This window comes from Micromonospora coerulea, from assembly GCF_016598485.1.
GTDB lineage: Bacteria > Actinomycetota > Actinomycetes > Mycobacteriales > Micromonosporaceae > Micromonospora > Micromonospora coerulea.
This window is the reverse complement of record NZ_JAEMUW010000058.1, coordinates 1-11596: the sequence shown is the minus strand read 5'-3', so window position 1 is coordinate 11596 and position 11596 is coordinate 1. Positions and strand designations below refer to the sequence as shown.

At 64.3% G+C, this 11596-nt stretch carries 14 protein-coding genes; 9 read left to right on the top strand and 5 right to left on the bottom strand.

What is annotated here, in order from left to right:
- Nucleotides 1–59: 59 nt before the first annotated feature.
- The 5 genes from I8N68_RS31780 (at nt 60) to tcmP (ending at nt 3785) form a co-directional block, all read left to right on the top strand.
- Nucleotides 60–413, top strand: coding sequence for a tyrosine-type recombinase/integrase (locus tag I8N68_RS31780; RefSeq protein ID WP_234040970.1), 354 nt, complete (start codon nt 60–62; stop codon nt 411–413).
- A 305-nt stretch (nt 414–718) separates the two neighbouring features.
- Nucleotides 719–1036, top strand: coding sequence for a hypothetical protein (locus I8N68_RS31775; RefSeq protein WP_200216802.1), 318 nt, complete (start codon nt 719–721; stop codon nt 1034–1036).
- 225 nt (nt 1037–1261) lie between these two features.
- Complete coding sequence (locus tag I8N68_RS31770) at nt 1262–1534, top strand: hypothetical protein (RefSeq protein WP_200216801.1); 273 nt, start codon at nt 1262–1264, stop codon at nt 1532–1534.
- A gap of 307 nt (nt 1535–1841) precedes the next feature.
- Nucleotides 1842–2600 (top strand): DUF5131 family protein, encoded by a 759-nt coding sequence (locus tag I8N68_RS31765; RefSeq protein ID WP_200216800.1) that lies wholly within the window; start codon nt 1842–1844, stop codon nt 2598–2600.
- A 69-nt stretch (nt 2601–2669) separates the two neighbouring features.
- Complete coding sequence (gene tcmP / locus I8N68_RS31760; protein ID WP_200216799.1) at nt 2670–3785, top strand: three-Cys-motif partner protein TcmP; 1116 nt, start codon at nt 2670–2672, stop codon at nt 3783–3785.
- A 93-nt stretch (nt 3786–3878) separates the two neighbouring features.
- Here the strand turns inward: tcmP and I8N68_RS34440 are convergent, their stop codons facing one another.
- Together I8N68_RS34440 and I8N68_RS31750 are read right to left on the bottom strand one after the other, a co-directional pair.
- Nucleotides 3879–4403 carry a DUF2335 domain-containing protein gene (locus I8N68_RS34440; RefSeq protein WP_200216798.1) on the bottom strand — a complete coding sequence of 175 codons (525 nt, stop codon included), beginning with the start codon at nt 4401–4403 and terminating at the stop codon, nt 3879–3881.
- Nucleotides 4387–5343 (bottom strand): hypothetical protein, encoded by a 957-nt coding sequence (locus tag I8N68_RS31750; protein ID WP_200216797.1) that lies wholly within the window; start codon nt 5341–5343, stop codon nt 4387–4389. The genes I8N68_RS34440 and I8N68_RS31750 overlap by 17 nt, the downstream gene beginning before the upstream one ends.
- An 848-nt stretch (nt 5344–6191) precedes the next feature.
- On the opposite strand from I8N68_RS31750, the gene I8N68_RS31745 reads away from it, so the two are divergent.
- Nucleotides 6192–7151 carry a DUF4365 domain-containing protein gene (locus I8N68_RS31745; RefSeq protein ID WP_200216796.1) on the top strand — a complete coding sequence of 320 codons (960 nt, stop codon included), beginning with the start codon at nt 6192–6194 and terminating at the stop codon, nt 7149–7151.
- A gap of 18 nt (nt 7152–7169) precedes the next feature.
- On the opposite strand, the gene I8N68_RS31740 is transcribed toward I8N68_RS31745, so the two are convergent.
- From I8N68_RS31740 to I8N68_RS31725, 3 genes are all read right to left on the bottom strand, one after another.
- Complete coding sequence (locus I8N68_RS31740) at nt 7170–7418, bottom strand: hypothetical protein (protein ID WP_200216795.1); 249 nt, start codon at nt 7416–7418, stop codon at nt 7170–7172.
- A 344-nt stretch (nt 7419–7762) separates the two neighbouring features.
- A complete protein-coding gene (locus tag I8N68_RS33440; protein WP_234040965.1) occupies nt 7763–8539 on the bottom strand; it encodes an NsdA family TPR-like regulatory protein in 777 nt (258 codons plus the stop codon).
- The gene (locus I8N68_RS31725; RefSeq protein WP_200216793.1) at nt 8539–9009 is read right to left on the bottom strand and encodes a hypothetical protein; all 471 of its coding nucleotides are present in this window, start codon (nt 9007–9009) and stop codon (nt 8539–8541) included. The genes I8N68_RS33440 and I8N68_RS31725 overlap by 1 nt, the downstream gene beginning before the upstream one ends.
- Nucleotides 9010–9228: 219 nt before the next feature.
- Here I8N68_RS31725 and I8N68_RS31720 point away from each other — a divergent pair, with 219 nt between their 5' ends.
- The 3 genes from I8N68_RS31720 to I8N68_RS31710 all read left to right on the top strand — a co-directional run.
- On the top strand, nt 9229–9549 hold the full coding sequence (locus tag I8N68_RS31720) for a hypothetical protein (protein ID WP_067305563.1): 321 nt from the start codon (nt 9229–9231) through the stop codon (nt 9547–9549).
- Between the two features lie 253 nt (nt 9550–9802).
- Nucleotides 9803–10741: a hypothetical protein gene (locus tag I8N68_RS31715; protein ID WP_307813053.1), complete on the top strand. Its 939-nt coding sequence runs from the start codon at nt 9803–9805 to the stop codon at nt 10739–10741.
- A 144-nt stretch (nt 10742–10885) separates the two neighbouring features.
- Nucleotides 10886–11596: FtsK/SpoIIIE domain-containing protein (locus I8N68_RS31710; RefSeq protein WP_200216803.1), on the top strand; the 711-nt coding region annotated here is incomplete at its 3' end.

The window sequence follows — 11596 nt, the reverse complement described above, 5'->3', positions numbered from 1 at the left end:
CTGCCCCGGTGGTCCCTCAGCGGCAGGCGTCTGCCCGGACGTGCACTGCCCGAGGTCACATGGCTCACCCTGCTCGAACTCAGGAGCGCCGGCAAACTGAGCGGGCTGCCCTGGCGGAGGTGTGGGAGGACCATGACCTCGTCTTCCCCTCCGAGCGAGGCACTCCGATAGAGCCCACAAACCTCAGCCGATCATTCGCCAGGCTCCGGGAAGTCGCCGGCCTGCCCGGGGTCCGCCTGCCCGACCTGCGACGCACCGTTGTCTCCCTGCTGATGGAGCTCGGCGTGCCACCGCACGTCGTCCAGGCCATCGCCCGGCACGCCGACGTCAAGATCACGCTCAAGGTCTACGCTCATGCCAACCTCGACGCGATGCGTCAGGCACTCGGCAAGCTCGACGGGCGGCTCTCGTGACCCCGTTGCTGTCAGCGTTGCTGTCAACCGGGCGGCTGACAACAGCGTCCGCGAAATGCCTGGTGGAATTGGAGCCCCCGGCCGGGATCGAACCGGCGACATCTCGCTTACAAGCTCTGTGCGCCGCGTCCGCGCGCGTCTGGGAACGGCTGCAACGCTCGGAGCTTCGTTCATGCCCGTGCTTGTCAGCGTGTCACTGTCCGGCGCGGTTGCTGTCAGCGTTGCTGTCGACAGCCTGGACCTCCCTCAGCTGACGTTCCGCATCGCCGGTTGGCCCCTCAAGCGAATGCGGGCAGGATCAGCCCATGTCTCACGAAGAATCCTTCGTCCGCTGCGAGGTGGTCGCCTGGGTCAGCCACGACTTTCCGGGCTGGATACGTGTCCGCCTGGTCGATGCTGACGGGAAGTCGTGGTTCTTCGTCGACAAGGTCCCCGTCTTCACCTGTGATCAGCTCGACGCTGGCGCTGATCTGCCAGCACCAGTTCGCCTGAGATGCAGCATCGTCGGCAACGACGAGGACGGTGCGGTGGTCATCTCCACCCGGCGGGATGCAGTGGAAGCCGAGGATGGGCAGACACGGTTCCGGGTGCGCGAGGACCAACTGGACCGACACACGGTTTAGGAATTCTCGGCGCTGCAAGCCGGGCAGCCTCGCTGCCTGCCGTTACGGCTGGCCAGGCAGGCCGCCTGTCGTCCGGCCTTGACCGTGGTTCCCCTTCGGTGACCGCGAGATCGGGCACGTAACGGGTACGGCCGCACCTCGACTCAAAGCCAACGGCTGGGGAGTGGTCCTTGGCTCTCGCCCGTCGCAGACCGCTACCATGCAGGAGTCCTCGTCGCGCCTGGCGTGGGTCTGGCGGTCCCGTTCGATTCGGGCTGCATCGCAGTGCTCGTTGTCCTACTCACATTCGTAGCCGGGGTTCTGAAGCACCTGGTCGATGACTCCACGAAGCTCGACGAGTCAGCTAACCCGACGGCGAAGAAGGCGAGGACCGACATGGGAGCAAAACTGAAGAGGGTGGCTTTCGGCCTCCTCGACACTGCCCACAACATGGGCTGTGCGGTGTCCAGTGGTCTGGCCCAGGCCAGGCGCGACGAGGTCAAGGACCTCTGGTGCTAGACCGCGAGGCAGACTACCAGTTCACCAACTACAGGTAAGGGGTCCCACGGCGGCCTGGTAGTCGGTCGAGTCACACCTCGTTACCTCGGCAAACGTTGTCACCGATGGTCGTCGTTGGTCGCCAGCGCTCGGCCTACGACGGCCTGGCGACGGCCTGGCCGAGTCTCATGCTGATCCTGCGCGTTGATCGGGCGAAGCATGGGCAAGACCCCGGCTTCTTGTCAGCCTTCAAGAAAGATCGCCTCCACGCCTTTCAATCCGTACGCATGTTCGACAGAATCGTCCCAACCGGCCGGGGAGTGTGGTGATGGCAGACAAGAGCTCCATCGAGTGGACCGAAGCCACCTGGAACCCGACAACCGGTTGCGACCGCATCTCGCGTGGCTGCGATCACTGTTACGCGCTGACCTTGGCGAAGCGGCTGAAAGCCATGGGTTCCGCCAAGTACCAGACCGATGGCGACGCGCGTACCTCCGGACCGGGCTTCGGAGTCGTGGTGCACCCCAATGAGCTGACGCTGCCTCTGAGGTGGCGAGAGCCTCGGGTCGTGTTCGTCAACTCTATGAGCGACCTGTTCCACGCGAAGGTTCCCTTCGACTTCGTCAAGCAGGTCTTCGAGGTCATGGCGGCAACCCCACAACACACCTACCAGGTCCTTACGAAGCGGGCCTCTCGGTTAGCGAAGCTTGCTCCGCGGCTGACTTGGCCGAGCAACGTTTGGATGGGTGTCAGCGTTGAGGACGCTTCTGAGGGGGATCGGATCGATCACCTCAGGACGGTGCCGGCAGCGGTGCGGTTCATCTCCGCTGAGCCCCTTCTTGGCCCCGTTGCTCCCCTCGACCTGACCGGCATTCATTGGCTCATCGCGGGAGGCGAATCAGGGGTGGGCGCCCGGCCTGCGGACCCAGCATGGGTTCGCGACCTCCGCGACCAGTGCCAAACAGACGGCGTCGCCTTCTTCTTCAAGCAGTGGGGCGGCAGGACGCCAAAGGCCGGTGGCCGCGACCTTGACGGCAAGACCTGGGACGAGATGCCGGACATTCCCGCCATGTCAGCGTTGGGATAGCGGGGTAGCCGATCAAGCCTTCATGTCATACGGTGTCGGGACAACTGCGCACTGTAGACAGGGGGAGCCTTGCCGACGCCTGACGAAGCGCTGTGGGATAAAGACCCGCACACAGCCGCGAAGCACCTCGTGTACCGCAGCTACTTCGACGCCTGGTTCCCCATCCTGCTTCAGTCCGCGTATGGCTCAAAGGGTGTCACCTACGCCGAGGGATTCTCCGGCCCTGGTGAGTACAAGGACGGGTCGTCGGGCTCTCCGATCATTGCCCTGCGATCGGCCCTCGGATGCATCGCTCCGCCAAGGCCCGGCAGAGAGGGTCGCTTTCTGCTTCTGGAGGACAGTCAGGCGCGGGTCGACCACTTGAAAGCCACCCTTGTGCGCGAACTCGGGACGCTCGACGAAGTTGAACTCGCAGCTCACGGCTTGGTGGTTGATCCCCAAAAGGGTAGCTGCAAAGATGATCTCCTTCCCTTGCTTGACAAGCACCGGGTCTGGAACAAGCCACTCCTACTCGTCCTCGACACCTGGGGCTCCGCCGTCGATTTCGAGATCCTGAAGCGGGTTGCCGCCAGTAAGGCTGGAGAGGTAGTCGTAACCATACAGCCAAGCCAGTTCTGGCGGTTCGCATCCAATCCTCGACACTACGGAGACAGGGTGTTCGGGCCAGTGGTATGGCGTGACGTTCAAGCCCAACCTAAAGAGAAGAAAGCCCAATACATTAAGGCGCAATACCGAAGAGTCCTAAACGAGGCCGGATTTAAGTACGTCCTCGACTTCGAGCTGGCCGATGAACGCAAAAACCTTCTCTACCTCGTCTTTGGCACAAATTCCGACAGAGGCTTTGAGAAGATGAAGGACGCAATCTGGCGCGTTGATCCCTACCAGGGAATTGGCTACAGGGACCCACGAGACCCGAACCAGGAGACCTTGCCCATTCGGCCCGAGCCACAGCTAGGGCCCTTGCGTCGTCTCATCTTGGAGTACCTGACCATCATTCCGGGGCGGGCCACTACGCTAGACGAGCTACGCCGTTTCACGCTCCACAGAACCATCTTCCGTCCTGGGCAGACGCTAAATGCCGTGCGGCTGCTAATCGACGAAGGAAGCGTCGTTGCCGAGCCTGCTGGAAAGCGCCTAATTGGAACTTCCCGGGTATCCCGCACAGGGTCCATGGCACTGTTCTAGCACTAGCAACCAGCGCAAACAACAACGGGCCGGCCGGGGGCGCGGTACGTCCTCAATGAGAGCAGATACGAAAGTCGACCCGCCGGATCTGCTCTATGAATTACCCTCGGGGTCCTTCTTCTTCCTAGATGCCCAGATTCCCGCTAGCGCGGTCAAGACTCCCGCACCTCCGGCAAGGCCAACTCCGAGCGAGTGCCCAGCCATCGCAGCCCAAAATCCGCCGATGAGAGAAAGCGTCAAAAATATAAATACCAGCCAGATTATCAGACGCCTATCGACCGACTCTCGCCCAATAGCCGCCGTTTCGGCATCCTTATAGCGGATCTCCGCTTCAAGCCACCGGCTATCACATTCGTGGCGGTGCCGCTGTTCAATCTCGGTCATGCCAAACGCTCGCTCAGCGCCATTCTCAACTACTTCATTCAACCGGCGAAGAACATCAGGGTGCGGGAAGGTCCCTTTGTATGACTCCTGCAGCAACACCCTAGCGATCTCGCCGGGAACCGCAGTATCACCCTCGCCTTCGAGGGGGTTGTCAAGCACCTGCTCCGCTAGGCGCTCTAGGCTCGACGGCGTGTGCGACTGCTCTCCGGCTCCGCCATTACCAGTCTCCGTCATCTCGCCCGTCTCCCTTAGAGCGCTTCATCGTGGCACTGCCTGCGGCCTCTGCCTGCTCGGCGACGGAGTGAAGCAGGTTTCCTAAAGCGCGATATATCTCCGGATGAATTTCAATTCCCTTAGCGCGGGCAGCGATAAGCTCCCCCGCCGCTTGAACCAGTAGTTCTGGTCGCTCCTGCGCTAAAAGGCGCAATACCGAAATCCAAAAGTCCGTCGACACTTGTTGTCGATCGAGCATAAGAGCCATACGGTCCCGTTCGAGCCCCACCCAGTTGCTCAAGTGCTCAGGGAAGGCCCGAGGGCGTAAATATTCACCGTGAGCTGCCGGGCGCTTCAGCGAAAGGCGAAGCCTCTCGCGTGCAGGCTCATCTAGCAATGACCAAAGGAACTCGCTCTGCCGATTAAGCCGTGACTCAGAAGATTCCTCAACCTTTGAACCCGTCCGATAAGCTTCGTCGGCCTCAATCAGCTCACGTCGGAGGATGCGGGCCTGATGGTTCTGTGAACTAAGAATCCGCTTAGCTCGGTCCAACAGCGCTCGCGCCTGCAACGCCTGAGTTTGGGCTCTCTCGAAGTCCTGTTCAGATGCCGCGAGCCGCCGCCGCGCAGACCTTGCCTCGTCCCCTTTGGGGTTTTCGGCTTGTGCTCGTGCTCGCTCTAACGCAAATTGGGCCAAGGCAAGGCTCTTCTTCGTTCGATCGGCTAGCTGCTGTGCCGCCTCATAATTTTGCTGGGCGGCACGTCGGGCCGCATCGGCGGTTTGGAATTGACCGATGGCGTCGCGAAGTGCGGCGGCGGCCGCACGACTCGCCGCAGAGTCCGCGCGCTGCCTGGCCGTAGCTTCACGACGGCTCAACTCAGCAGCCCGCTGCGCGGCTTGCAGGGTCCGGGGCTGCCGCTCGGCCGACTCCGGGTTGCCCTGGTCGTCAGCTTCGGCCACCACCTGTCACCCGCCCTCGTGTCGCATCTGGCTACGTTGGCTTCGCCGCCTTTGGTACAGCAAGGATGACAGAAGAAGAGCTGCCGGCCCATCAACCACCCAGCGGTTAGGAAACTAATAGAGATGAGGCTCTGAAGCTTGCTGGCGCCCTCAGACTCTACAGGGGTAGAGAAACCCCAACCAGCTAACGTCTCTCTGCGCCCATCCCGTCGGCCGTCGACCCGCCCGCCTGGGGAGCGGGCCCCCGCCCGGCCCGCCATGTCAAGCGGACCTTGACGGCTCGTACGGACGCTGGCGGGCCGGGCGGTGGTCTGCTCGGCTTGCCCGGGTCGAGGGCAGGCGGGATGGCCTACCGCAACCACCCACGGACCCGGTGGCTGCCGACGGTCTTCGGCCAATCCTGGAGCCGGAGCGCCCCCGCCGGAGGCGCACTAACCGCAACGGCGCGACCGCCGCAAGCTCGCCGATGCGGTCGGCGTGCCCTCCCCTACGCCGCGCCGGTCCCTCGCCGCGCGGCCCCGGCCGGCTGCCGGCCCACCATCTCACCGGTCAACGGCCTGTCGTTCTGCGGCGGCCCCTCCGGGCTTCCCGCCCTCCGCGCCAGCCGCCGGGCATCAGGCGTGACGGCCGCAGAGCGACAGCGGCAGCGGCTGGCGCGCGCCCAGGCGGCGGCGCGTGCGGCCCGTTCAGGGCCGCCTTGAAGACGTACAGAAACTTTGAACCACTTCGCCGGCAGCCGGCCGTCCGACTCCGGACCTCGCTTGACGATCCTCTGCGCCTGCTGCTCGCTAGGATCGACGAAGGGTGCGCCCCTCGCGGTATACCGTGCCGTGGGGGGAGAATGAGCCATGCCGAAACAGAAGCCCTCCGCGAAGGTGGCCAGCCGCGGCGTCACTCGCACCAAGTTATACGTCGAGGAAGAGCTGGACTGGCTGTTCCGGGAGCAGCCCACCGAGGACTACGGCATCGATGCCCAGGTCGAGGTCGTTGATGGCGAAGACGTGCGTGGTCGGCTCCTTGCCCTTCAAATTAAGAGCGGCAAGAGCTGGTTTGACGAGCCCACCACTGGCGGATGGTGGTTTCGCCCGGATGATGACCACGTGCAGTACTGGACGAGACACTCTTTGCCCGTGGCAGTCGTCCTATACAACTCAGAAACGAAACTCTGTCACTGGCAGCTCGTTACAGATGCAACGTTGGCGCGGAGCAAGACTGGCGGCTGGAAGCTCCTCGTACCTAGTAACCAAGTGCTCAACGCGGATGCTGCCAATGCCTGGCGGGAGGCTGCTGAGGGAAATCCGTACGAGCTGCGGCTGCGGGACCTTCGCCTTGCCCGTCCATGGATGGAGATGCTGGCTGAAGGCAAGCGGTTGCTGGTCGACTTCGAAGAGTGGATCAACAAGAGTTCGGGCCGGGGCTCGATCTCCATCGGTATCGACAACGAGGATGGGGGCGATCCTCAAGAGCTGGTCAGCTGGCATCTGTTCGTGGGGCCTACGAACTATGCTGAGGTGGTTCCGAAGATGTTTGCCTGGGCGGACGCTGATGTCCATGAGGAGACGTACGACGACGCTGAGCACGACATGTATGAAGCGGAGTGTTCGATTTGGGACGAGGGAGATCAGTTCTTCACTCAGTCATTCGACGACTGGCGTCGGGTCCACTCGGCGAGGGGCATTCGACCCTACGAAAATGCCGCTGGCGAGGTCGACTATTACCGGCTTGAACTGACGCTTAACGAGTTGGGCAGGGCGTTCTTGATCGTGGATGAATTCGCAAGCACCGGACTTCGACAGTTGACGCTTTAGCTCCTTGTCGGATGATCGTCACCTTGGCGGCTCCGTAGCGGCATCGCCGGTCTGCTCGCGCCACTGGCCGCCGCCGGCTTGGACGGGGCGCTTCACCATCTGCCGCGCCTCGGCCTCGTTGTCGAACTCCCACCGGAGCACGTTGCCGGTCTCCGGGTCGCCTGTCCGCGCTACGACGTGCCAGCGGACCTCGCGGGCAAGCCAGACGTCACGACGAGTCAGCCGACCCCACGTGCCGTTCCACCAGCGTGCCACCAACTCCTTCACCACGGCATCGTACAAGCGTTCGAGGGATGCGGGCTGCGGGAACTCGGACAGCCTCGCTGAGCGACTTCTAGCGGACCAGCGATGCGAGAATGAAGCGGTGGGAGCTGGCCCGGACACGACCGCGGAGTGGTGGACAACCTCCGACGTAGCTGCGTACCTCGGCGTGAAGGTTGCGACCGTGACGAACTACCGGAAGCGGGGCCAGATGCCGGAGCCGGATGCGACTATCGGCCGCACCCACATGTGGCGCCCGAGCCGGGTCGTGTCCTGGCACGAGAGTCGGCCTCGGCCTGGTGTCGGTGGTCGCCCCAGCCGCACTGGCACTTCTGATAGCGCCGACGAGGTTAGCTCGCGCTGAGGGCGCGCACGTCGTCCAAGTACGAGACGGCGGCGGGCTCCTTCGGGTAACGCTCCCTGAGCAGGGTTGCCAGCTCCTTCGAGCACATCAACAGCGATGGCAGTGACTTGCGATCCCCCTCCAGCGCTCGTCTGCCGTAGGCGACCGCCTGATCGAGGTCTCCCCCGCGAGCCGCCACGACCCCGAGCGTGACCCGGGCTTCCGCGTTGCGCATCGGCTTGCGCTCGGTCCCGTCGGGGTCTGTCGACGAGCGGATTACCTCCCGCGCGTACATTTCGGCGAGGCGGTCTTCTCTGGCGATTCGGTAGCGGTCCATCGCGTAGAAGTCGAACTTAGCGGGGTCCACGACGAAGTGGTGGTCGGTGTCCTCGGGATAGGGCAGCGATTCAAGCAAGGTGCGGCCCTTCTCGAGCGCTGTTTCTACCTGTCGCCGATCACCGAGTCGCGCCCAAGCTTTGGCTCTCTGTGCTGCCAACTGGACGGCCGCGCCGTTGTGAGCTGCCACTGCCTCGCCTGCCTCGGCGGCTGCGATCACGCCCCGATAGTCGCCCTGCGTGAGCGCGTACCAGGCTCGCATCTCGTACGCCCATCCCGAGATGGCGGCGTTGCCCGCCTCGTCGCCCAGCGTCAACGCGGCCTTGCGGGTGCCCTCAGCGATGCGACGGAGTCCCATGTCGTACTCCACGCAGCCGACCAGCAGAGCCACCCAACCCGCCAGGGACAGCACCTCCTGGTGCTGAGCGAGAGTGAGCCGGCGGTCCATCAGGGCGGTGATCCCCGACGCAGCCAAGAGCGCCCCTCAACCCGTAGCTGCTCGGAGGACATGTAGGGGTACTCGCAGCACAGCCGGTCGGCCGTTATCCGCAGCGCTTCAAGCGTGGCGTTCGAGACGTCTGAGCTGCGCAGGCGGGCAAGGATCTCCACGGTTTCCATGCCGGTACCCGCAATTAGCTCCGCGTCCGCCTCTTGGTGCGTCGCGGGCGGAAAGAAGGCAGCGGTGACTGTTCCGAACGTCTTCGCGATGAGGGACTTGTAGAAGCCATCTGGCTCCGAATTCCCCGCCTCCCACCGCTTCCGGTTCCGAAGCAAGGTGCTGTCGGCCGGGAGCTGTTCGACAGCGTGTGCCCGCATGGCGCGGACCGCCTCACCTTGTGACCAGCCTCGGGCGGCACGTTCAGCCCTGAGCCTAGTTGCCCAGAGCGGTCGGTCGAGGTCAGCAGCTGCATCAGCCATGCCGCCAGTATCGCCCCGATCGAGGGGACATTGCGAGGGGACTTGAACCTGTCACCGCAGTGACACCTGTCGTTGTAGCGCAGTGACGGCGATCGTTAGAGGTGCCCAGCAAGCGCCGCAAGAAACCCGGCGAAGGTCTGGCGTAGTACCAACTCAGTTGGTACTTTGATGGCAGGCAGTCATCCAACAAGGGATGCGCCTAGACACAGGAGGTCTGTTGTGAAGCTGTACGTGGACACCCAGAGCAAGCAGGTCCAGGTGACGAAGGACCCGGAGCCGAAGAACGACCAGAACGGCAATCAGCGGTCGGAGAAGAACACTGGCCGGCTCATGTGGTCGACCCAGGTCTTCGTTCTCGACGAGACCGGCGGCGAGATCATCACCATCACCACGGCGGGTGAGAAGCCGGGCGTGACGGTGGGACAGCTCGTCGCTGTCGAGCAGTTGGAGGCCATTCCGTGGGCGACCAACGGGCGTAACGGCGTCGCGTTCCGTGCCATCTCGCTAAAGCCGAAGGCTGGTGCCTCGGCGGCCAAGTGAGGTTCTTCGCTCACCCCGTGCTGTGTGAGCCCTGGTGGTGTCTGACCTCTGGCGGCCTGATGGTCCGCTGACCTGAACGAAGTGAACAAGCTCAGTCCGAGGACGGCTCTGGCGTCCAACGTTCTCGGCCTGGTGACCACGTCCGGTGGTCACATCCCCGCAAGAGCTGGCGCGGGGTCGGTACTGGCGTCCAAACCTGCCGACCCCGTGCCCTCCAACTCATCCAACCCAACTCGCATTGGGAGGACTCGTCGTGTCCAAGTCTAGCCCTCGCCGCTCCTTCGGACGGAAGTCCAGCGGCACGATCACTGTCATTGAGGCCAAGGTCCATAGGTCCTCGGCCCGCAACGCCCGGCTGGCGTTCATCCTCACGGCGGTCATCGTCGGCCTTCTCTCGGCCGTGGTGGCCGCTTCGTACATGCACCCGATCGTGGCCCTGTTCCTGGGCGCGGCTATCGGCGCACCCACGGGTGGCATCGCCTGGGTGCTAGTCCGCATCTGGCCGGTGCTGCGTCTGATCTGGTGGTGGACCCCCGAGATTGGGATCGTCACCACGGCCAGCTACGCCTGGGTGCAACTGGTCAACCACACGCCCACCCCGGTCACGCTGGTCGTGGTCGCCCTGGTCGTCGGCGTCCCCGCCGCCATCCCAACCTGCCGCCGACAGGCCGTCGCCTGGACCTGGTGCTTCGTCGTCCGCCACCGGCTGCGGGTGTGCTTCGCCCAGTTCATCATCGCCAACCAGTCCGGCTCCTTGCCGCTGATCCTGTGGGCCAAGCCCACGCCTGTTGGTGAGCGGGTCTGGGTCTACCTGCGCCCCGGCCTGGCCCTGGCCGACCTCGAAGGGCGTCTCGACCGGATCGCGGTCGCCTGCCACGCCTCGACCGCGCTGATCGAGCGGGCCTCCGACGGCAACGCCGCCTACCTGCGCTTCGACATCAAGCGCCGCGAGGTGCTCAACGCCCAGGTCGGCTCCCCGCTCGTTGACGTCATCAACCCGGACACCCCGGCTGTCGACCGGCCCACCCCGGTCATTCCCACGGCCCTGGACCTGCCGGACGTCACCGTCCCGACGGTCACCCTGCCGAAGCAGGGCAAGCCGGCGCAGAAGCCGCCGGCCACTTCCGCTAACGGCAGCAAGCCCGCGGCTTCCTCGTCGGCCGATGCCGACGACGTATCCGACTGGATCTGACCAAACCCAACCTCGGTCGCGGGGAGCCCCTCGGGCTCGTTCGTGTGGCTCTCCGCGTCCACCCATCGCCCAAGGAGGGCACGCCATGACCACCACAACCGCCCCCCGCCCACTGCCGGGGTTCCGGTGGGGCCTGGCCTGTCGATGTTCGACCCCATCTTCGTTGGCATCGACGAGTTCGGTCAGCCCGTCTACATCACCCTCGCCTACCGCAACCTGCTCGCCGGCGGCGAACCCGGCGGCGGCAAATCCGGCCTGCTGAACTGCATCGCCGCCCATGCCGCCCTCGCCGTCGACTCCCGCCTGGTGCTGCTCGACGGCAAGCTCGTCGAACTCGGACAGTGGGAAGACGTCGTTGACGCGTTCATCGGCCCCGACATCACCGCCGCCCTCGACGTCCTCAAACGCCTCCAGTTGGTGATGAACAACCGCTACGCCTGGCTGCGCGCCCACGGGCGCCGCAAGGTGACCGCCCTGGACGGGCTGTCGGTCATCACCGTCCTGATCGACGAGATCGCCTTCTACTCCGCGACCGTCGGGGCCAAGCAGGAACAGGAAGAGTTCGTCGCCCTGGTCCGCGACCTCGTCGCCCGAGGCCGCGCCGCCGGCATCCCCGTCGTCGCCGCCACCCAGCGGCCGTCCTTCGACATCATCCCCACCAGCCTGCGGGACCTGTTCGGCTACCGCGCCGCGTTCCGCTGCACCACCCCCAACTCCTCCAACATCGTGCTCGGTCACGGCTGGGCCGAACAGGGCTACAGCGCCACCGACATCCAACCGACCAATCAAGGCGCGGCCTACCTCATCGCCGAAGGCGGCGTCCCCCGCCGCATCAAAGTCCCCTACCTGTCGGAT